General features: G+C 72.5%; 17 protein-coding genes. 7 read left to right on the top strand and 10 right to left on the bottom strand.

What is annotated here, in order from left to right:
* Window positions 1-8 precede the first annotated feature (8 nt).
* The 7 genes from F4558_RS04265 to F4558_RS04295 all read right to left on the bottom strand — a co-directional run bounded on the left by F4558_RS04265 (window position 9) and on the right by F4558_RS04295 (window position 8,284).
* Entirely contained in the window at window positions 9-677 is a 669-nt protein-coding gene (locus F4558_RS04265; protein ID WP_167943264.1) for a lysophospholipid acyltransferase family protein, read from the bottom strand.
* A gap of 22 nt (window positions 678-699) precedes the next feature.
* Window positions 700-1,284, bottom strand: a complete 585-nt coding sequence (locus F4558_RS04270) for a TetR/AcrR family transcriptional regulator (protein WP_167943265.1) — start codon at window positions 1,282-1,284, stop codon at window positions 700-702.
* A gap of 72 nt (window positions 1,285-1,356) precedes the next feature.
* Window positions 1,357-3,015 carry a putative bifunctional diguanylate cyclase/phosphodiesterase gene (locus tag F4558_RS04275; RefSeq protein WP_231640128.1) on the bottom strand — a complete coding sequence of 553 codons (1,659 nt, stop codon included), beginning with the start codon at window positions 3,013-3,015 and terminating at the stop codon, window positions 1,357-1,359.
* Between the two features lie 79 nt (window positions 3,016-3,094).
* Entirely contained in the window at window positions 3,095-3,904 is an 810-nt protein-coding gene (locus F4558_RS04280; protein WP_167943266.1) for an SAM-dependent methyltransferase, read from the bottom strand.
* Window positions 3,905-4,087: 183 nt separating this feature from the next.
* Window positions 4,088-4,756, bottom strand: coding sequence for a response regulator transcription factor (locus tag F4558_RS04285; protein ID WP_007072219.1), 669 nt, complete (start codon window positions 4,754-4,756; stop codon window positions 4,088-4,090).
* Between the two features lie 7 nt (window positions 4,757-4,763).
* Entirely contained in the window at window positions 4,764-6,455 is a 1,692-nt protein-coding gene (locus tag F4558_RS04290; protein ID WP_053658000.1) for a sensor histidine kinase, read from the bottom strand.
* A 14-nt stretch (window positions 6,456-6,469) separates the two neighbouring features.
* On the bottom strand, window positions 6,470-8,284 hold the full coding sequence (locus F4558_RS04295) for an AMP-dependent synthetase/ligase (RefSeq protein ID WP_053658315.1): 1,815 nt from the start codon (window positions 8,282-8,284) through the stop codon (window positions 6,470-6,472).
* Window positions 8,285-8,472: 188 nt separating this feature from the next.
* On the opposite strand from F4558_RS04295, the gene F4558_RS04300 reads away from it, so the two are divergent.
* The 6 genes from F4558_RS04300 (at window position 8,473) to F4558_RS04325 (ending at window position 13,801) form a co-directional block, all read left to right on the top strand.
* The gene (locus tag F4558_RS04300; RefSeq protein ID WP_053658002.1) at window positions 8,473-8,928 is read left to right on the top strand and encodes an SRPBCC family protein; all 456 of its coding nucleotides are present in this window, start codon (window positions 8,473-8,475) and stop codon (window positions 8,926-8,928) included.
* 31 nt (window positions 8,929-8,959) lie between these two features.
* Entirely contained in the window at window positions 8,960-9,673 is a 714-nt protein-coding gene (locus F4558_RS04305; protein WP_053658317.1) for a hypothetical protein, read from the top strand.
* A gap of 71 nt (window positions 9,674-9,744) precedes the next feature.
* Window positions 9,745-10,692, top strand: a complete 948-nt coding sequence (locus tag F4558_RS04310) for an ROK family glucokinase (protein ID WP_053658004.1) — start codon at window positions 9,745-9,747, stop codon at window positions 10,690-10,692.
* 10 nt (window positions 10,693-10,702) lie between these two features.
* Entirely contained in the window at window positions 10,703-11,407 is a 705-nt protein-coding gene (locus F4558_RS04315) for an endonuclease/exonuclease/phosphatase family protein (RefSeq protein WP_167943267.1), read from the top strand.
* 113 nt (window positions 11,408-11,520) lie between these two features.
* Entirely contained in the window at window positions 11,521-12,927 is a 1,407-nt protein-coding gene (locus F4558_RS04320) for a flavin-containing monooxygenase (RefSeq protein ID WP_053658006.1), read from the top strand.
* Between the two features lie 79 nt (window positions 12,928-13,006).
* Window positions 13,007-13,801: an alpha/beta hydrolase gene (locus F4558_RS04325; protein WP_167947231.1), complete on the top strand. Its 795-nt coding sequence runs from the start codon at window positions 13,007-13,009 to the stop codon at window positions 13,799-13,801.
* A 19-nt stretch (window positions 13,802-13,820) separates the two neighbouring features.
* On the opposite strand, the gene F4558_RS04330 is transcribed toward F4558_RS04325, so the two are convergent.
* Window positions 13,821-15,305: an alpha,alpha-trehalose-phosphate synthase (UDP-forming) gene (locus tag F4558_RS04330; RefSeq protein ID WP_245241265.1), complete on the bottom strand. Its 1,485-nt coding sequence runs from the start codon at window positions 15,303-15,305 to the stop codon at window positions 13,821-13,823.
* A 168-nt stretch (window positions 15,306-15,473) separates the two neighbouring features.
* The gene (locus F4558_RS04335) at window positions 15,474-16,316 is read right to left on the bottom strand and encodes a hypothetical protein (protein ID WP_053658008.1); all 843 of its coding nucleotides are present in this window, start codon (window positions 16,314-16,316) and stop codon (window positions 15,474-15,476) included.
* Between the two features lie 383 nt (window positions 16,317-16,699).
* Between F4558_RS04335 and F4558_RS04340 the strand changes: the two genes are divergently transcribed.
* Entirely contained in the window at window positions 16,700-17,392 is a 693-nt protein-coding gene (locus F4558_RS04340; protein ID WP_167943268.1) for a lysophospholipid acyltransferase family protein, read from the top strand.
* A gap of 7 nt (window positions 17,393-17,399) precedes the next feature.
* Here the strand turns inward: F4558_RS04340 and F4558_RS04345 are convergent, their stop codons facing one another.
* Window positions 17,400-20,924: an adenylate/guanylate cyclase domain-containing protein gene (locus tag F4558_RS04345; protein ID WP_082377585.1), complete on the bottom strand. Its 3,525-nt coding sequence runs from the start codon at window positions 20,922-20,924 to the stop codon at window positions 17,400-17,402.
* Window positions 20,925-21,021 lie beyond the last annotated feature (97 nt).

Below are 21,021 nucleotides of genomic sequence, written 5' to 3' on the forward strand. Positions count from 1 at the left end.
GCCACCACTCAGGTGCGGGCCGGCCGGGGTGGGGCGTGGTGGGGGACGTACTCCTGGCCGGTGAGCTGTTGGATCGCGGCCATCACCTCGTCGGTGACGGTCCGGATGTCGCGCGGCCCGTGGATGCGGCCGGCGACCTGGATCGGCGGGCCGAACCGCAGGGTGATCGGGTGCCGGCGGGGCAGCCGCGCGTCGACGGGCAGCACCTCGGCGGTGCCGAGCACTCCGACCGGGATGATCGGCACCTCGGCGTCGCGGGCCAGTCGGGTCATGCCGGTCCGGCCCCGGTAGAGCCGTCCGTCGGGGGAGCGGGTGCCCTCCGGGTAGATGGCGACGAGACCGCCGGCACGCAGCACCGGCACCGCGGCGTCGAGGGCGCTGAGGGCGGCCCGGCCGCCGCCGCGCTCGACCGGGATGGCACCCATGCCGTTGACGATCCGCCTGTTGAGCCAGCCGCTCGGACCACGCCCGGTGAAGTACTCCGACTTGGCCCAGAAGGTGACGTGCCGGGGGGCCGCGGTGACCAGGAACAGTTCGTCGGCGACGGACAGGTGGTTGCCGGCAAGGATCGCCCCGCTGTGTCGGGGCAGGTGCTCCCGCCCGTGCACCTGGGGCTGCCAGCCCAGCCGCAGCGCGGCGCCGACGGTCAACTTGGTGAGGTCGTACAGCAGGGGCACGGGTTCTCCGGGTGGTTGGTGGTCACCTGGCGGCGGGGCCGAGGTGGGAGTCGAGGGCGGCGTTCAGCAGGGCGTCGTCGTCGGTGGCGCCGGTGGCCAGGGGCAGGCTGCCCCACGCCCAGAGTTGGGCGATGCCGTGCAGGTTGGCCCAGAGGGCGCCGGCCAGGACGGGCACGGGGGCGTCCGTCGGTCGGCGTACCTGGGCCACCAGGTCGGCCAGGTCGTCGAACAGCGGCAGGCTCGTCTCGCGCAGCCGCAGACGGCCGCTTGCCAGCAGGTCGTGCCGGAACATCAGCTCGAACATGCCGCGGTGCTCGGCCGCGAAGTCCAGGTACGTCCGGCCCAGCGCCGCCAGTCGGGTACGCGGGTCGGGGCCGGCGTCGCACATCGTCTGCTCGATCCGGGCGGTGAGGTCGGCGAAGCCCTCCCTGGCGATGGCGGAGAGCAGGTCGACGTGGGTGGGGAAGTAGCGGCGGGGAGCGCCGTGGGACACCCCGGCCCGGCGGGCGATCTCCCGCAACGACACCGCCGACTGGCCCTCACGCAGCACAAGGTCGACTCCGACGGCCACGAGCCGGGAGCGAAGGGTGGCGTCTTCCACGCTCATGACCTGTGTCTACCAGGGCTTGTAGACAGTGTCTACGAAGTGGGGTAGGAGATGTCACACACCCGGGGAAGGTCAACGGATCCGGGCGAGAATCCGATCGGCGGGGGCGGGCGGGCCGAAATGCCAACCCTGCGCGGCGTCACAACCGATCGCCCGCAACCGCTCGGCCTGCCCGGCGGTCTCCACCCCTTCGGCGGTGACCGTCAGATCCAGCGCGTGCGCCAGCGAGACCAGCGACGCGAGAATCCGCTCGTCGGTACGCCCCACAGCAGGCGACCGCAGGCCGGCCACGAACTCACCGGCGACCTTCAACTCGGTGACGGGCAGGTCCCGCAGGTACGCAAGGTTGCTGTAGCCCGTGCCGAAGTCGTCGATGGCGATCCGCACGCCGAGATCGGCCAGCACCCGCAGGGCGCGTACCGGCTCCTCGGCGGTGCTCATCATCGTGCTCTCGGTGATCTCCAACTGGAGTCGTTCCGGCGGCAGGCCGGTCTGCCGCAGCAGGGCGCGTACCTCCTGCACCAGGCCGGGCCGGTGGACCTGCCGGACCGCCAGGTTGACGCTCACGAACGGCGCCTGCACACCGCCGGCCGACCACGCCTCCGCCTCCCGGCACGCCTCGGCCAGCACCCAGCCGCCCAGTTGCACGATCAGGCCGGTCTCCTCGGCCAGCCCGATGAAGCTGTCCGGCCGCAGCACGCCAAGCTCCGGGTGACGCCAGCGGACCAGCGCCTCCACGCCGAGCATCCGACCGTCGCGCAGCGAGGTGAGCGGCTGGTAGTCGAGATAGAACTCGCCGCGGTCCAGGGCCGCCGGGATGGCCGCGGAGAGGGCGTACCGGGCCAGCTCGCGGCGGTTGCGCTCGGCGTCGTAGAGCGTCCAGCGCGCGCCACCCGCCGACTTCGCCCAGTGCAGGGTGCTGTCGGCGGCCCGCATCAGGTCACTGGGATCGGCGCCGGCGACCTGACGTTCGACGATGCCGACGCTCGCCGAGACCTGAAGCTCGTGCCCGTCGACGGACCTCGGCGTCCGGACCGCCGCCAGGGCTGCCTCGGCTACCTTCACCACGTCGTCGGTGCCGCCGCTGCCCTCCACCAGGACGACGAACTCGTCGCCGCCGAGCCGGGCCACCAGGTGCTCGCCGAGCGCCTGACGCAGCTCCTCGGCCACCAGGATCAGCAGCCGGTCGCCGACCTGGTGCCCCAGGGTGTCGTTGACGACCTTGAACCGGTCCAGGTCGAGGAAGCACACACCGACGCGCTGCGCGCCGCGACCCGGCTCGTTGAGCGCGGCGGTGAGCCGCTCGGTGAACAGCGTCCGGTTCGGCAGGCCGGTGAGCGGATCGTGGGTGGCCTGGTGGCGGAACCGCGCCTCACTGGCCCGTAGTGCCCGCTCGGCCTGCGTGCGGGCCATCATGGCGGCCCGGCGGATCGACTCCTGCTCGTCGAGCGTCCGGTCCCGCAGCGCCCGCGCGTAGCCGGTCGCCACGGCCGCCAGCAGCCGCGCCATCCGGTCCTCGACGTCCTCGGCCACCAGACCCAGGTCACGCACCAGGCGGAGCTGGATGACCTCGACGGTACGGCCCAGCCCTTCGGCGGAGGCGATGTGCGCGGCGACCAGTTCGGCACCGACCCGGTACCCGGCCCGCAGGTCGAACGGCTCGGCGAGCAACGCGCCGGCCAACTGCCCGGTGAACCGGTGCAGCAGAGCCTCCAACTGGGCCTGGGTCATCGGCAGATAGCTCGTGCCGGAGACCGCCTTCGCCCAGGCGCGGGCGAAGGTGCCCGGGTGGCCGTCCGCCCCGGGCAGCTCAGTCACCGAGTCGCCCGACGCCGCCCATGAAGACCGCACGCTCGGCGTCCTCCGCGCTCTCCGGGGTGTCCGGCCGCCACTGCGGCACCCAGACCACGCCCGGGTCGACCAGCTCGAACCCGTCGAAGAGCGCGGTCAGCTCGGCCCGGCTGCGGACCGAGAGGGGATTGTCGGTGCGCTGGTAGACCCGCTCCGCCTCGGCCCGCTCGTCGTCGCTGCGCCCGTCGTCGCTGGCCTGCGACAGCACCAGGTAGCTGCCGGGGGCCAGTGCGTCGCGCAGGGTGCGCAGCAGCTCCGCCGGCCGGTCGGTGTCGGGGATGAAGTGCAGCACGGCCACGACCATCACGGCCACGGGCTGGCTCAGGTCGAGCAGCCTGCGAACGTCCGGGTGCTCCAAGATCCGCTCCGGGTGCCGCAGGTCCTCCTGCACCACCACGGCGAGGTCTTTGCCGGCCAGGATCTCCCGGCTGTGCGCCACCGCGACCGGGTCGACGTCCACATAGACCACCCGCGACAGTGGGTCGATCCGCTGGGCAATCTCGTGGACGTTGCCGACAGTGGGGATGCCCGAGCCGATGTCCAGGAACTGCCGGACACCGGCCTCGGCGAGGTGGCTCACCGCCCGACGCAGGAACGCCCGGTTGGCCTGGGCCATCAAGGGCGCTTCCGGGACGGCGGCCACCATGGCCTGGGCCGCGGCCCGGTCGGCGGCGAAGTTGTGCGAGCCGCCCAGGTAGTAGTCGTACATCCGCGCGACGCTCGGGCGCTCGATGTCGATGGTGTCGGGTGCCCAGTCCGGCCGCTGCATGCGCTCACCCCTAGAGTCCGCGATGCGGGCATCACCCGCGCGGGTATTGTGCCCCCGCAGGCACCGCCAGACCATAGCCTGACGCCAGGTTGCCCCCGACAGCGGTCGATACGCGAAGTCCGCGCCGGCGGAGTGCGGGCGCGGACTTCGGGTGGGGCGTCCCGCTCGACGAGCGGACGCGGATCAGAACTTCGGGGCGTCCGGCGCCTCGAGCAGGCCCAGCCGCAGCGCGGTCATCAGCGCCTGCGCCCGGTTGGCGGCCCCGAGCTTCTCGTAGAGCTTGGAGATGTGCGTCTTGGCCGTGGACTCGCTGACGAACAGCTGCTTGGCGATGCCCGCCACGCTCATGCCGTCGGCGAGCAGCCGCAGCACCTGACCCTCGCGGGGAGAGAGCTGCGGGCCGGACGGGGCGAGCCGACGCTTCATCGCCTCGGCCAGGTCGGCCGCGGTGAACGCGCTGGGGGAGGACGCGGCGTGCCGCGCGGCGGCCACCACCTCGTCGGCCGGGGCGGTCTTCGGCACGAACGCGCTCGCGCCGGCCTCCAGGGCGCCGAAGAGCTGGTCGTCGCCCGCGTACATGGTCAGCACCACGATGCCCATCGACGCGCTGGACTTGCGCAGCGCCCGCGTGGCCTCCAGGCCACTGCCGTCGGGCAGCCGCAGGTCCATGATCACAACGTCCGGCTGCAGGGCGCCGGCCTGGCGTACGCCCTCTGCCGCCGTGGCGGCCTCACCGACGACCTCGAACTGGCGGTCACGCTCGAAGGCGTGCCGCAGGCCCTTACGAATGAGGTCATGATCGTCGACAAGGAGGACCTTGGTGCGGGTGGCCGGTGTCGGACTTGTGGTCATCCTCGGGTTACTCCCCTTCTGATGCTGCGCTACCGCGCACGTTATCGCGCCGGGACGAGGTGCCGAGAACTACCGCCACGGTCGTGCCGCTGGGCTGCCGCGGCCTGATCTCCAACCGGCCCCGGATACGTTCCGCTCTCTCGGCCATGATTGCAAGACCGTACCGCCCGTCGGGGCGCTGGTCAGCCATCCCCTGACCGTCATCCGACACTTCAATTTGCGCGTAGGGGGGATCAACCTCACACGTCACCCAGAGGTTCGACGCCCCGGCGTGCTTGCGCGCGTTGGTCACCGCCTCCTGCGCGATGCGCAGCAGTTCGGCTTCGGTAGCGGCGGGCAGTCGCGCGGTGGACTCGTCGAGCGACAGGTGCACCCGCAGCCCGCCGGAGGCACCCACCGTCCGAGCGTACTCGGCGATCGCGGCGGCCAGGCCACCCTGGCGGTCCACCTCGCTGCGCAGTTCGAACAGACTCAACCGCAGCTCGGTGATCACCCGCGTCACCTCGGCACGCAGCGTACGCAGCGCCTCGGCGGTCTCGTCCGCGTCGTCGAAGACGGTGGCCAGGGCGTTGTCGATGCCGTAGCCGACCATCACCAACTCCTGCGCCACCCCGTCGTGGATCTCCCGGGCCAGTCGCTGGCGCTCCTCGTTCGTGGCCAGCGAGCGGACGTCGTCGAAGAGCAGCGCCGCCTCCAGCCGCAGCGCGGCCGGCTGGGTCAGCGCGGTCACCCGGGACACCACAGCGGGCGGGTACGCCTGCGCGGCGTCGGCCTCCAGCACCACGAGCCCGACCGTGCGTACGCCTGCCACCAGCGGGACGATAAGCGCGGAGACGTCACCGCCCCGGTGCGAGCGCGACTGCGACCGCGCGGCGGTCTGCGCCTGCTGGCTGGCCCAGGCGTCGGCGATCGCCGAATCCGCGTCGAGGGTCGTCTCCCAGTCCACCCGGTCCACGCCGGCCTGGGCGAGCACCACGAGCCGTCCGCCTCCGCTGGCCGACAGCACCGCGCCCCGGTCCGCGGGGGCGACCGTGCGCAGCTCGTCCAGCAGGTGCTCGGAGATGCCGCCCGGGTCCAGCGTCGCGCCGGGCAGTTGCCGGGCCACCGTACGCAGCTGGGTCAGCAGTCGGGTCGCCTCGGCGTACGGCTGCGGCTTGTTCTCGGCGCGTACGGCGATGATGCGGTGCAGGGCGCCGGCGGCGTACAGCCCGAGCGCGGCCAGGATCAGCCACTGCGCGCAGACCGCGAGGTAGCCGACCTGGCTGAGCTGACGCTCGCCGCCGACCTCGGTCAGCGCGCCGCTGATCAGCAGCGTGGCGCCGGCCACCGCGAGCAGCGCGCCGCCTTCGGCGAAGCGACGGCGCAGCGCGGTGACGATCACCGGCGCCGCCAGGTAGGGCAGCACCGCCGAGGCGCCGAGCCCGTCGACGGTGCCGCCGATCGACGCGACAGCTGCCACCTCGCTCGCGGCCAGGCCCACCACCACGACCTCGGCCACCCGGCCCAGCGGCCCGATCAGGCCGTGCTGCGGGGCCAGCAGGGCGGGCAGCCCGGCGACCGCCAGAAGCGCGATCCACCACAGCTGGGTGACGTCGCGGGTGGCGATCAGGGTCAGGATCGCGACCAGCGCCAGCATCACCAGGCGGGCGGCCGCGGTGAGGGGATGCGGGTGCGGGGCGACTGATGTGGATGCGGGCACGTGACGGATGGTAGTCAGCCCCGATAGATATCGGCGATCTCAGCCGCGTACGTCTTGTGCACGACCTGTCGCTTGACCTTCATCGACGGGGTCATCTCACCGGTGGTCTCGGTGAAGTCCTGGGGCAGGATCCGGAAGACCTTGATCGCCTCGGCCTTGGAGACGGACTGGTTGGCGGTGTCGATCGCCGACTGGATCTCCGCCCGCAGACCCTCGTGCTCGCGCAGTTGCTCGACGGGGGTGTCGGCGGGCAGCCCGGCGTTCTCCAGGAACGTCGGCAACGCCTCCTCGTCGATGGTGACGAGCGCCGCGATGAACGGCTGGCGGTCGCCGACGACGACACACTGGCTGACCAGCGGGTGCGACCGGACCAGGTCCTCCAGCACGGCCGGGGCGACGTTCTTGCCCGCGGCGGTGACGATCAGCTCCTTCTTGCGGCCGGTGATGGTGAGGTAGCCGTCGTCGTCGAGCTGGCCCAGGTCGCCAGTGCGGAACCAGCCGTCGGCGGTGAGGGCCTCGGCGGTCGCCACCTCGTTGTGCCAGTAGCCCTGGAAGACCAGGTCACCGGCGATCAGGATCTCGCCGTCGTCCTCGATGCGCACTGTCACGCCGGGCAGCGGCCGACCGACAGTGCCGATCCGGGTGCCGGTGGGCAGGTTCGCGGCGGCGGCGGGCGAGGTCTCGGTCAGCCCGTAGCCCTCAAGGATCGGCACGCCGATGCCGCGGAAGAAGTGGCCGAGCCGGGCACCGAGCGGGGCGCCGCCGGAGATGGCGTCGCGACACCGGCCGCCGAGCGCCGCGCGCAGCTTGCGGTAGACAAGCCTGTCGAAGACCGCGTGCTGGGCCCGCAGCGTCAGGCTCGGCCCGCGCGGTGTCTCCAACGCCTCGCTGTACGCGATGGCGACCTGCTCGGCGCGGGCGAAGATGCCGCCCTTGCCGTTGGCCTCGGCCTTCTGCTTGGCCCCGTTGTAGACCTTCTCGAACACCCGGGGTACGGAGAGCACGAAGGTCGGCCGGAAGTCCTGCAACTCGGCGATCAGGTTCTTGGTGTCGGAGCAGTGCGCCATCGTGGCCCGGGCCTGCACCACGCCGATCTGGATGAGCCGGGCGAAGGCGTGCGCCAGCGGCAGGAAGAGCAGGGTGGCCGCGCCGGCGTTGAACAGGTTCGGCAGTACCGGGACCGCGTTGGCGATGTCGGCGTACATGTTGCGGTGGGTCAGCATGCAGCCCTTGGGCCGGCCGGTGGTGCCACTGGTGTAGATGATGGTGGCCAGGTCGCTGGCGCGGGTCGCCTTGCGGCGCTGCTCCACCTCGACCAACTCGACGGCGGCGCCGGTGGTGACCAGCTCGTCGACGGCGCCCTGCTCGATCTGCCAGACGTGGTTCAGCTCCGGCACCCGCTCGCGGATTCCGTCGACGAGGGCGGCGTGCGCGGGGGTCTCCACCACGACGGCGACCGCGCCGGAGTCGGCGAGGATCCACGCGGCCTGCTCGGGGCTTGACGTCTCGTAGATCGGCACGGTGACCGCGCCGGCCGCCCAGATGGCGTAGTCCAGCAGCGTCCACTCGTAGCGGGTGCGGCTCATCAGCGCGACGCGGTCGCCCTGCTGGACGCCGGCTGCGATCAGCCCTCGGGCCACCGCCGCGACCTCGTCGCGGAACTGGAGGCAGGTGATCTCCGCCCAGGTGGTGACGGTGCCGTCGGCCGACCGGGTGGCGCGGGCGAACTGGACGGTGTCCGGTGCGACCTCGGCGTTGTCCCACACCGGATCGGTGAGGTTGGCCGCCTCGCCGACGGTGACGATCGGCGGAACAGAGAACTCGCGCACCTGCACTCCTTCGTGCTCGCACTGGCCGGGCGGGCCGCCGCGCGAGGGCGGTGGCCTGCTCGAAACCTACCCGGCGGGTGGTACGGGTGGCACACGCAGGATGCCTGTCCGGCCTCGTGGGAGCCGGTTCGGCGTGTGGCGGGGGCGGCGCGGCGCGGGGGGAGGCGCCCTCCGGGTAGCCTTCGCGCATGGCGGACTCCTCCACCCAGTCGATCATCATCGGCGCGTCACCGGACCGGGTGGCGGCGGTCATCTGTGACTTCTCGCGGTACCCGGAGTGGACCGAGGCGGTGCGCCGCGCCGAGGTGATCGAGGAGTACGAGGACGGCTACGCCAGCCAGGTGCGTTTCACCATCGACGCCGGGGTGATGGCCGACGAGTACGTGCTCGCCTACGAGTACGCCGAGGACGTGTCGCGCGTCGAGTGGCATCTCGTCGCCCCCTCGAAGATGCAGAAGAGCCAGCGCGGCTCGTACGACCTGGCGGCCAACCCGGACGGCAGCACCACGGTGACCTACACGCTTGAGGTCGAGTTGTCCGTGGGAATGCTCGGCATGTTCCGGCGCAAGGCCGAAAAGATGATCATGGACACCGCGTTGAAGCAGCTCAAGCGCCGGGTAGAAGCACCCGGTACAGCGCAGTGACGTGTCCGGCAGCACGGTAGGGGAGCCGACGGTGGGCGGAACGGATCCGGGTTCGGCCCGGGAAGAGGCGGAACGACTGGTTGCCACAGTGCTCGCGGGGGCCCGGCTGGCCTCCGGTCAGGCGGCGGGCGGCGCGTTCGGCTCGCTGGGCGGGATGCTGTCCGGTGTCCTCGGTCACAGTGCCCCGCCCGGTGGCGGCGGCAGCGGTTCCGGTGCCGGCGGCGGTTTCGCCACCGGCTCGGCGGAATGCTGCGTCTGCCCGGTCTGTCGTGGCATCGCCGCTTTACGCGATCCGAGTCCGGAATTCGCCGAGCGCCTCGCGACCGGAGCCGGCGACCTCGCGGCCGGTGTCGCCAGCCTGCTCCGCGCGTTCGCCCCGGTCGACCAGCCTGCGGCCGACCCGTCGGGGTCGTCGGCACCGACCTCGCCGGCACCTGGGCAGACGACAGGCCCGAGCGGCGACGACCCGGCACCGCAGCCCCACCCGACCGACCGGTCCGGCTCAACCGATGACGATCACGTGTGGCGCGATGCCACCCGCAGCGGGCATGATTCTCAGCCGGCGCCGGAGCGGGATGTCTGGTCGGTCGCCACCCGGACGGCGGGCCCACCCGCCCCGGCCACCGCAGTACCCGTCGACGAGGCCGGGTCGGTGGCCGCACCGGCACCGACCAGCCGGCCCGTGGTGCCCGCTTCGCGGGTGCCCGACGACACCGGTGCGGACGCACCGGGCGACGTCGCCTGAGCGCGGGACATCCTGACCCGGACCGGCGTGCCGTCGGCGCGTGGGCCGGACAGCAGAGGGGAGCGGCAGCGGTGACGCTGACCATCGGAGTCGACGTCGGTGGCACGAAGGTGGCCGGCGGTGTCGTGGACGACACCGGCAAGGTCCTCGTGCAGGCCCGACGGGACACTCCCGCCGATGACGTCGGCAAGACCCGCGACGTCATCATCGAGCTGGTCAGCGAGCTGGCTGCCGGGCGCGTCATCGAGGGCGTCGGCATCGGTGCGGCCGGCTGGATCGACGCTCACCGCTCCACTGTCCTCTTCGCCCCCAACCTGGCCTGGCGCGACGAGCCGCTGCGCGAGTACGTCAGCAGCGCGGTCGGGGTGCCGGTGATCGTCGAGAACGACGCGAACGTGGCCGCCTGGGCCGAGTTCCGCTACGGCGCAGCCCGGGCCGCCGACGACTCCATGGTCATGTTCACGATCGGCACCGGCGTCGGCGGTGGCATCGTGCTCGGCGGTGACCTGGTCCGCGGCGCGCACGGCATCGCCGCGGAGCTGGGCCACATGCTTGCCGTGCCGGACGGTCACCAGTGCGGCTGCGGGCGGCTTGGCTGCATCGAGCAGTACGCCAGCGGCAGCGCCCTGGTCCGCTTCGCCCGCGCCGGCGCCCGACAGGAGCCGCAACGTGCCGCGGCGCTGCTGGACCTGGCCGGTGGCGAGGCCGAGGCGATCACCGGCCCGATGGTGACCGCCGCCGCGCAGGGCGGCGACATGGTCTCCGCCGAGGCGTTCGCGCAGATCGGCCGCTGGCTGGGCACCAGCCTCGCCGACATGGCGCAGATCCTCGACCCGCAGGCCCTTGTCGTCGGCGGTGGCGTGATCGACGCCGGTGACCTGCTGCTCGGCCCGACCCGCCGCTCCTACGTCGAATCGCTCGCCCAGCGGGGCCGCCTGCCGGTGGCCGAGGTGCTCCCCGCCGAGCTGGGCAACAGCGCAGGGGTGATCGGCGCGGCCGACCTGGCCCGGCGGATCTGAGACGGTCGGGATGGACGAGGTCTCGGGCGTACCACTGCGTGTGGTGTCGTACAACATCCACAGCCAGCGCGACGACACCGCCGCGTTGGCGGCGGTGGTCCGGGCCGCGCGCCCGGACGTGGTGATCGTGCAGGAAGGGCCGCGCCGGTTCCGGTGGCGGGAGAAGTCCGCCGCCCTCGCCGAGTCGTTCGGGCTGGTGGTGGCCTCCGGTGGGCTGCCCGCGCTGGGCAACCTGCTGCTGACCAGCCTGCGCGTGCAGGTGACAGGCACCAGGTGCCAGCGCTTCCCGCTGACCCCGGGCCGGCACCTGCGCGGCGCCGCGTACGCCGAATGCCGGGTCGGCGGCGCCCGGTTCAGCCTGGTCGGCTCGCACCTGTCCACCGATCCTGCCGAACGTCCCGGGCAGGCCGCCGAGCTCAAGCGCGGCCTGGCGGCGGCGGGCGGCCCGGTGGTGGTCGGTGCCGACCTGAACGAGGGGCCGGACGGGCCGGCCTGGGCCACTGTGGCCGACGGGCTCACCGACGCCGCCGTGGCGGCCGACCGGGCGGACCGGCTCACCTACTCGTGCGCGGACCCGCGTCGGCGCATCGACGCGCTCTTCGTCGACCCGCGGGTCACAGTGGTCGACTACGACGTGGTGGACACTCCGCAGACCCGGCGGGCCAGCGATCATTTTCCGGTCCTGGTCGACCTGCTGCTGCCCAGCTCCGGCTGACCCGCCGCCCGCCCGCCCGCCGATCGATCCGCGTCGGGACTGGACATCCGGCGCTGATGTGGAGAGGATTTCGCGGCGAACGGCACCCGTGCCGCACAAAAGGAGATGTCCCGGTGTCCACCTCCACCGACCACGGCCGGCCCGACCCGGAGGGGACGCCGTCGGCGCAGAGCCGCGACGTCCGCCCCCTGTCCGATCGGAGCGACACGGTCTGCGTCATCGGGGCCGGGGCCAGCGGCCTGACGGCCATCAAGAACCTGCGCGAGCACGGCTTCGGGGTGGACTGCTACGAACGGGAGACCGGAGTCGGCGGCGCCTGGAACTGGCGCCACGATCGCAGCCCGGTGTACGCGAGCACCCACCTGATCTCGTCGAAGCCGTTCACCCAGTTCCCCGACTTCCCGATGCCGGACTCCTGGCCGGACTACCCGCACCACAGCCAGCTGCTCTCGTACTTCGAGCGCTACGCCGACCATTTCGACCTGCGGTCGCACATCTGGTTCGGCACCGAGGTGGTCCGTGTGGAGCCCGCCGAGGGGGACCGCTGGGACGTGACGACCCGCTCCACCGGCGGGTACGGCCCGGAGCGCACCTCCCGCTACGCCGCGGTGGTGATCGCCAACGGGCACAACTGGTCGCCGAAGCTGCCCCGCTACGAGGGCCTTGAGCAGTTCCGTGGCGAGATCATGCACGCCTCGTCCTACAAGGACCCGGCGCAGTTGCGCGGCAAGCGGGTCCTCGTGGTGGGCGCCGGCAACACCGGCTGCGACATCGCCGTGGAGGCCGCCCAGCAGGCCTCGCGCTGCTGGCACTCCACCCGGCGCGGCTACTGGTACGCCCCGAAGTATGTCCTCGGCCGCCCCGCCGACCAGGTCAACGACTCGCTGCTGGCGCTGCGGGTGCCGCTGCGGGTACGCCAGTGGCTCTACCACTGGACGCTGCGGCTGACCGTTGGCGACCTGACCCGCTTCGGCCTGCCCAAGCCCGACCACCGGGTGTACGAGACGCACCCGATCGCCAACAGCCAGCTCGTCTACTACGTGGGCCATGGCGGGATCGGCCCGGTGCCCGACGTGGCCCGGTTCCACCCGTACGCGGTGGAGCTGGCCGACGGCCGCGAGATCGACCCCGAGCTCGTCATCTTCGCCACGGGTTACCTGCCGCGTTTCGAGTTCCTCGACGCATCGGTGTTCGGTGACAGCGCCGGCACGGGTCGGCCCACGCTGTGGCTCAACGCGTTCACACCGGGGCACCCGACGCTCGCGGTGGCCGGCCTGGTGCAGCCGGACTCCGGGTTGTTCGCCCTGTCGCACTGGCAGACGGTGCTCTTCGCCCGGCTGTTGCGGGCCCGCCGGGACCGGCCGGAGCGGGCCGCGGCGTTCGCGCAGCGGGTGCGCGACCGGGCCGGGGAGCGCTACTCCGGGCAGGTCAAGGACAGCAGCCGGCACTGGTTCGAGGTCGGTCACGCCGACTATCTGCGCGCCGTCCAGCGCGCCCTGCACGACCTGGAGGGCAAGTGAGCGCGAGGAGTGAGCTTGCGAGCCCCGCAGTCGCGAACGAAAGGCTGGTCTGGTGACCGCGACGAGTGAGCTGCGGATCATGCGGGGCCGGGAGTGGTCCCGCCCGGTCCGGCCGGCGCGGCGTGAGGTGGTAAGCGCCGTTCCCGAGTTGGAGCAGGGGCGGCCTCCGCTGCTGTTCGTTCCGGGGTTCGGTCACGGCGCGTGGGCGTTCGCCGAGCACTGGCTGGGCCACTCCGCGTCGCGGGGCTTCCCGGCGTACGCGATGAGCCTTCGGGGGCACGGCGGCAGTGAGCCGGCGCCGGAGGCGACGCTGCGCGCGTACACCCATGATGTGGCCCAGGTGGCGGCGGGCCTGCCGCGGCAGGCGGTGCTTGTGGGGCACGGTGCCGGGGCGCTCGTGGTGGCGCACGCGCTGGCCCGCTACCCGGCGCGCGGCGCGGTGCTGGTGGCGCCGGTCTTCGGTGGGTGGAAGGTGTTCGGGGCGGCGTTGCGCCGCAACCCGGCCGGCACGTTGCCGGCGGTGTTCGGGGGGCCGCTGCGGCTCAGCCGTGGGCAGTTGTTCAGCCGTGAGTTGCCCGACGAGGAGGCCCGGCGGTACGTCGGCCGGCTCGGTCGGGCGGGCCGGCGGGCGCAGTGGTCGCTGCTGGGTGAGCCGGCGGCGGAACCGGCCGTGGGCTCGCCGCCGGTGCTGGTGCTGGGCAGCCCGGACGACCGGGTGGTGCCGGCGTCGACGTTGACGCGGGTGGCCCGCCGGTACGGCTCGGCGCCGCTGCTGTTCCCCGGGATGGGGCACGACATGATGCTCGACGTGCGGTGGGCCGAGCCGATCGACGCGATCCTTGACTGGCTGGAGAAGGAGCCGGTGGCGCGCTGAGCGACCGGCGGCCGCTGCGTCAGCCGGTGGCGCGTTCGGTGGTGCGGTCGGCGGGTCGTGGCACCCGGATGGTGTCGTCGGGGGTGTCGTCGGTCCTGGTCAGGCGGCTGACCAGGGCACCGCTTTCGTCGAGGGCGCTGAGGTAGGAGCGTGCCCAGGCCCGGATGTCGTGCTGGTGCAGGTGGGCGCGCATGGCCCGCATCCGCTCGGTGGTGTCGGCCGGGCTGGTCCGCAGCGCAGTGCAGATCGCCTGCTTGAGCCCTTCCAGGTCGTGCGGGTTGACCAGGTACGCCTGGGACAGCTCGGCGGCGGTGCCGGCGAACTCGCTGAGCAGCAGCGCACCCGTGTCGTCCACCCGGGCGGCCACGTACTCCTTGGCGACCAGGTTCATCCCGTCGCGCAGCGGGGTCACCGCCATCACGTCGGCGACCCGGTAGAGCGCTGCCAACTCGGCCCTGTCGAAGGGCTGGGTGAGGTAGTGGATGGCCGGCTCGCCGACGCGGCCGTATTCGCCGTTGATCCGGCCCACCTCACGCTCGATCCGCTCGCGCAGGATCTGGTACTGGCCGACGCGTTCCCGGCTCGGCATGGCCACCTGGACGAGGACCGTGTCGTGGACCTTGACGTCGCCGCTGGCGAGCAGCTCGCTGTACGCCTTGAGGCGCTGCTCGATGCCCTTTGTGTAGTCCATCCGGTCCACGCTGAGGATGACCTGCCGGGGGTCGCCGAGGTCCTGGCGGAGTCGGCGGGCGCGGGCGGCCACGTCGGGGCGGGCGGCGAGGGCCTCCATCTCGGTGGTGTCGATGGAGACGGGGAACGCGCCGATGCGGACCACCCGGTCGTCGATCCCGATCCGACGGTCGGTGGCCGGCAGCTCCAGCACCCTTGTGACGAGCTGCGCGAAGTTGTGCGCGGCCTGGGCGCGCTGGAAGCCGACCAGATCGGCGCCGAGCATGCCCTGCAGCAGCTCGGCCCGGCGGGGCAGCTGCATGAACAGCTCCGGTGGCGGGAACGGCACGTGCAGGAAGAACCCGATGCGCAGGTCGGGTCGCAGGGCGCGCAACTGCCCGGGGACCAGTTGCAGGTGGTAGTCCTGCACCCAGACCACAGCGCCGGGCTCGGCGACCTCGGCGGTGGCCTCGGCGAAGCGCTGGTTGACCCGCTGGTACGCCTCCCACCATCGGCGGTGGTGCTCGGGCTGCTCGACGGCGTCGTGGTAGAGCGGCCAGAGGGTGGCGTTGGAGAACCCCTCGTAGTGGTCGCGGAGATCCTCGTGGCTGAGGGGGACGGTGTGCATCCGGACGCCGTCGACGTCGGGAAGCGTGGGGGCCGGGCCGGTGCCGCCGGCCCACCCGACCCAGGTGGCCGGGGTGTGCCGCAGCAGCGGGTGCAGCGCGCTCACCAGCCCGCCGGGGCTTCGGCGCCACTCGCAGGCCCCGTCAGGTGCCTGGTTGTCGTCGATGGGGAGGCGGTTGGCCACCACCACGAGGGAACTCTGTCGCATCTCGGGCATTCCGATCAGCAGAGGACTGACCGCCACGAGCAAGGAAAAACCGGCCAGTCAGCGGGGGAAGTGACGTACATCGGTATTCCTACTGACCGTAAGTTACACCATTGTTACGCCCCGGGCGGGTCGGCGTTGTCCCGGGATGCGGTCGAGAACCCCTAGGCGTCAGACGACGGCGCCGTTGTCCGGGTCGTCGTCTTCCTCGTCGCCGGGTCGCAGCCGCCAGATCAGCGTGACGAAACCGGCAAGGATGCCGGTGAAGCCGAACAGGGTGACCGCTGAACGGTCGATCGGGAGCAGCCACGGGAAGAGGAAGAGCACGAATCCGACGACCACCGCGAGTGTGCCGATCACCGCGTACTTGGAGAACCGGGGAAGCGGCGGCGGAGGCGGCGGGTGGTAACCCTCGTCCTCGTCGTCGTCGGGCAGATCGGCCCCGAACGTGTCCAGCCCGTCCAGCAGCGACGGCTCGTCCGGCCGGGCGCCCCGTCCGATCGAGATCCCGGAGATGTCGGTCGCCGACGGCAATCGGCGGACGTCGGTGGCGGTCGGACCGGCCTCGTCGGTGCCGGAGCGGGCGAGCGGACCGGTGGTTGGCTCGTCGCGCTCGTCGACGTTCTCCGCGGCCGGCCACGGGCGCTCGTCGGTGGTCGCTGTGGTGTGGAAACCGGCCACGATCCGAGCCCACTCGGCGTCGATGTCCGGCTCGTCACGGGCCGGGGGCTGCTCCGGAGCAGTCTCGTCGGAGAGTTGGGTGAGGTAGTCGCGGGCAGTGGTCAGGTGTGAGCGGTCGACGTACAGCCTGTCGACCGGGCGGGCCGGCACCGTGGTGGTGCGGGTGACCGGGTTGAGGTCGGCGGACGGTTGCAGGTAGGCGGCTATCCCGCCGGCGGCCAGCACGTCGAGCAGGTGCTCACCGACGCGCGGATCGACGTCGCCGACGACGGCGTACTCGCTCGCGTCGAGCCCGTTGTCCCGCCGTCCCCGGCGGGCCCCACCCGCTGACACCCGGACATCCTCCTCAACGCGCCCTTCGGCGCGGCCGTCCCGCCCCCTCGACGCCCGCCCGCACGCCGTGCTCTGAATCGTGACACGTCCGGGGTCGGTTCCGGGAGTGCGTTGCGTCGCGTCTTCCAAACTCCCGGCCGCCGCCGCAGGTCGCGGCAGGGTTCTTTGTCCGTTCTTGCGCGACACGTGCTATCTCGATGACCGGCGGCGCCCGAGCGGCCCGACACGCCGAGCGAGATGAACGGGGACCGCTGGACCTGCCGAGGGACGTCGATGCCGCCTCGTCCGTTGTGGGAAGGGCTGGCGCTTCGTAGGCTCGTCGGCGACGGCGGCGTTGCCCCGCATGGGCGTCCCGTCGCGGGCACACCACGGAAAGGACGCCGGTGTTCTACTGGCTGCTGAAGTACGTTCTCCTCGGTCCGCTGCTCAAGCTGATCTTCCGCCCGCAGGTGGAGGGTCTGGACAACGTGCCGGCGACCGGCCCGGTGATCCTGGCCAGCAACCACCTCTCCTTCTCCGACTCGATCTTCACCCCGCTGATCACCAGGCGGAAGGTCACCTTCGTGGCCAAGGCCGAGTACTTCACCGGCAAGGGGATCAAGGGCTGGCTGACCAGGATGTTCTTCGTCGGCACCGGCACCATTCCGGTGGACCGCTCCGGCGGCCAGGCAGCCCGCGCGGCCCTGGACACCCAGTTGCAGGTGCTGCGCGCCGGGGGAGTGGCAGGCATCTACCCCGAGGGCACCCGATCCCCGGACGGCCGGCTCTACCGGGGCAAGACCGGCGTGGCGCGGCTCGCCCTGGAGAGCGGCGCGGTGGTGGTGCCCGTGGCGATGCTCAACGCCGACCAGATCCAGCCGCCCGGCAAGCTCATCCCCAGGATCGCTCGGGTGCGGATCCGCTTCGGCGCCCCACTCGACTTCTCCCGCTACCAGGGGATGGCCGGTGACCGGTTCGTCGAGCGCGCGGTCACCGACGAGATCATGTACGAGCTGATGGAACTCTCCGGCCGCGAGTACGTCGACATCTACGCCCAGAAGCTCAAGCAGCTCGCCCCCGCCCCGGCAGCCACCTGACCCACGCTCAACAGGCCACCGCCGGCCCGGTCGGGCTGATCGGCCGGCCAGCCAGCGCGAGCAGACCCGGGGCGTTGTTGCGCAACGCGAAGGTGCCCACCTCGGCACGCGGCACCCGGGCCGCCGCCGGATCGCCGGCACGGGTCAGCTCGGCCGCCGCCAGCGCCAGCGCCAGCACCCGGTCGCTGGCGTCCGGAATCCGACCGTACGTCTCGGCGGCGGCCAGGTGCAGCTCGGCCGCGCGCCTGTGGTCACCGTCCGCCGCGGACACGGCCGCCGTCACCGTCCGCAACGCCGCCTCCGACCAGGGCGTCCGATGACCCACCCGGTCCAGCATCGCCCGGACCCGCACCGAGGCGTCCCGCCCGGCCAGGGCTGCGGCGTACGCGGCCGCTGCGATCCACTCCCCGCTGGCCAGAGCCGGCACCGCCGACCACGACAGGTCCAACTCGTCGATCAGCTCCGCCGCCTCGACGGCACGGCCCTGCAACGCCCGGCACAGCGCCGCCATGCCCAGCATCGTCCAGCGCAGGCGGTGGAACCCGCTGCGCCGCGCGGTGTCCAGCGCGTCGGCCAGGTCGCTCGGATCATCGTCGTCGCGCAGCACCAGCAGGCAGCAGCGCAACCCCCGCACCTGCATGTCCCAACTGCCGGTCGGAGTGTCCACGAACGCCTCCGCCGCCGCGAGCAGCCGGCCGAAGTCACCTTCGAACCAGGCCCGCATCGCCTCCGCCGAATAGCTTGTGGTCAACGTCTGGCCGCTTGCCGTCCGGGCCGGCGCCGCCGAGAGCAGGGCGTCCGACCGCAACCAGTCGCCCTCCTCGCGGATCGCCCAGGCGAGGTTCTGGGTGGCCCGGGGCAGCGCCAGTAACTGACCCGCCCGGGCGAACTCGACGACCGCGTGCAGCTCGTCCAGCCCGATCCGATCACCGGCCTGGTAGCGGGCGGTGGCTGCGGTGATCCGGGCGTTGGTGCGGGTCTCGGTCAGGCCCAGCCGCTCCGCGATCTCCGCCGCGCTGTCCGCCGCCGCCACCGCCAGGTCCCGCTCGTAGTTGAGCATGTGCAACCGGCCCAGCTCCGCGTACGCGTCGGCCTTCTGCGGGCTGTCCGGCAGCGGCTCGAACAGCTGTACCGCGCGGTCCAGGCAGGCCAACGCCTCACTGCGGTCGGCACGCAGCCAGGCGGCCTGCCCGAGCAGCGTCCACGCCCGGGCGGCGCAGGCGTCGTCGCCGTGCGCCAGCAGCCGGTCGGCGAGCGCGTGCACCTGCTCCGGCCCGCCACCGGACAGGAAAGCGTTGCCGTCGCGGTAGAACGAGATCTCCGTGCTGAGCAGCTCCAACTGGAGCCGCCCCACCGGGTCGCTGTCGTCGGCCAGGCCGAGCGCCCGGCCCGCGTGGCTCGCCGCCGCGTCCAGCCCGTGCAGCGCGTACGCCCGGCGGGCCGCCCGGTGCAGCGCCTGCCGCGCCGGGGCCGCGTACCGGCGGACCTGCATACCGAGCGAGCGGGCGATCTCGTGGGCCGCCCAGCGGTGGTGGGCGAGGACCTCCGCCAGGTCGGTGTCGCGGCTCTGCGACAGGGCGTCGAGCCAGTCGGCGGCCCGCTCGTGCCGCGCCACCCGCTCGGTACGCGGCAGCCGTTGGTAGCAGACGTCGCGCACCAGCACGTGCCGAAACCGGAACTCCGCCTGCCCCGCCATCGTCGACGCCGACTGCTCGTGCACGAAGTCGCGCTGCTCCAGCCGGCGCAGCGCGCGCTCGACCGACTCGACAGGCTGCCCCAGCGCGGCCGCCACAGCGCCCGGCCAGAACTGCACCCCGACCACCGAGGCGGCCAGCAGCACCGCGCGGTCCTTCGCGTCCAGCAGGTCCACCCGATTGGCGATCACCGCGTGCACGCTCTCCGGCATCGTCAGTTCGAGCTGCTTGTCCAGCGACCAGCCCCGCCCGGACTGCCGCAACGCGCCCTGCTCGATCAGCATCCGGACGTACTCGTGGGCGTAGAGGGGGTTGCCGCCTGCCACCTCGATGAGCGGGGTGAGCATGTCGGCGGAGAACGCCGCCTGGCCGAAGAGGTGCGCGTACAGGGCGGCGATGCCGGTGTCGCGCAGCGGCGGCAGGGTGATGGTCACCGAACCGGTGATGGTGCCGGCCCAGCTCGGATCCCTGTCGACGAGCTCCGGGCGGGCGGTGCAGAGCAGCAGCAGCGGCGCCTCCCTGGCGGCCGCCCCGAGCAGCTCCACGAAGCGCAGCATCGCGTCGTCGGCCCAGTGCAGGTCCTCGAAGACCAGCACTGTGGGGCGCCGGGCGGCCAGCGCCAGTAGAAAGCGCCGCCACGCGGACTCCGCCTCCTCGGCCGGCAGCGGCGTGCCGGGCAATCCGACGAGCGGGCGCAGGGCGTCCACCACCCGGTCCCGTTCACCCGGCCCGATCAGCTCACCGACGGCGGCGGCCAACCGCGCAGCCGCGCTGCCCGCCGGATCGGTGTCCAGGATGCCGGCCTCGGTCTTGACGATGTCGGCGAGCGCCGCGAACGTGACGTTCTCCCCGAACGGCGGGCAACGCCCGGTCCGCCAGGTCAGCGGCTCGTCGACCAGCCGGCCGGCGTGCCGGTAGAGCTCCCGCAGCAGCCGGCTCTTGCCGATGCCGGCCCTACCGAAGATCGTCACCACCTGCGGCAGCCGGTCACGCAGCGACCGGTGCAGGGCGTTGACGAGCATGCCCAGCTCGTGTTCCCGATCGACGAGCGGCGTCGTGTCCGGCTCCCGGTCGGTGGGTTGGCGGCGCAGCGGAGACAGGGCGAGCCACACCTCGGTCGGCGACGACCGGCCGCGCAGCGTGACCGGGGGCTGCTCCTCGTAGCGGATGGCGTCCTTCGTCAGCGCGTGCGTGGCACCGCAGACCAGCACTCCGCCCGGCGGCGCGACGGACTGCATCCGCGAGGCGGTGTTCACCACGTCCCCGGCCACGATCGCCTGCCCACCGTCGCGGGCGGCGGCCACGTCGACAAGTGCCTCGCCTGTGGACACGCCCACCCGGAACCGCATTTCGGTGCTGCCCGTCGGCGCGAACCGGGTGAGCACCCGTTGCAACTCCAGCCCGGCCCGCACACAGCGCAGCGCATCGGTCTCGGTGGCGATCGGCGCACCGAAGAGCGCCATCACCGCGTCCCCGATGTACTTCTCGACCACCCCGCCGTACTGGCCGACGACCCGGCGGGCCGCGGAGAAGAAACCCGTCTGCATGCCCCGGACCTGCTCCGGGTCTGTCCGCTCGACGTACGGGGTGAAGTCGATCAGGTCGACGAAGAGGACGCTTACCCGGCGGCGGTCCTCCTGAGGTGTGATGGCGGCCGGCCGGTCGGTGCCCGGTCGGGGCGACCCGCAGGAGGTGCAGAACGTGACGTCCGATGCGAGTGGACGCAGGCAGTGTGGACAGACAGCGCCCAGCTCGGCGCCACAGCCACCGCAGAAGCGATCGCCGTCGGCGGCCGTGCGTCCACAGCGCTCACACTGCGCGGCGATGACACCCTCCACTGGCGGACCGGTCGACGCCCACGGCGTCCCGTCAGACGGAGTATCACCGCCGGGACCGCTGTCGGGTACCGGCCTGTTGGTTAGCGGACAGTCCACC

This window comes from Micromonospora profundi, from assembly GCF_011927785.1.
In the GTDB taxonomy this organism is placed as follows: domain Bacteria; phylum Actinomycetota; class Actinomycetes; order Mycobacteriales; family Micromonosporaceae; genus Micromonospora; species Micromonospora profundi.

Excerpts from the sequence above, each read along its gene's own strand:
- F4558_RS04285 (WP_007072219.1), bottom strand. The coding sequence starts at position 4,756 with ATGACCACAAGTCCGACACCGGCCACCCGCACCAAGGTCCTCCTTGTC.
- F4558_RS04315 (WP_167943267.1), top strand. The coding sequence starts at position 10,703 with ATGGACGAGGTCTCGGGCGTACCACTGCGTGTGGTGTCGTACAACATC.
- F4558_RS04330 (WP_245241265.1), bottom strand. The coding sequence starts at position 15,305 with ATGCGACAGAGTTCCCTCGTGGTGGTGGCCAACCGCCTCCCCATCGAC.
- F4558_RS04270 (WP_167943265.1), bottom strand. The coding sequence starts at position 1,284 with ATGAGCGTGGAAGACGCCACCCTTCGCTCCCGGCTCGTGGCCGTCGGA.
- F4558_RS04280 (WP_167943266.1), bottom strand. The coding sequence starts at position 3,904 with ATGCAGCGGCCGGACTGGGCACCCGACACCATCGACATCGAGCGCCCG.
- F4558_RS04275 (WP_231640128.1), bottom strand. The coding sequence starts at position 3,015 with ATGACCCAGGCCCAGTTGGAGGCTCTGCTGCACCGGTTCACCGGGCAG.
- F4558_RS04325 (WP_167947231.1), top strand. The coding sequence starts at position 13,007 with ATGCGGGGCCGGGAGTGGTCCCGCCCGGTCCGGCCGGCGCGGCGTGAG.
- F4558_RS04300 (WP_053658002.1), top strand. The coding sequence starts at position 8,473 with ATGGCGGACTCCTCCACCCAGTCGATCATCATCGGCGCGTCACCGGAC.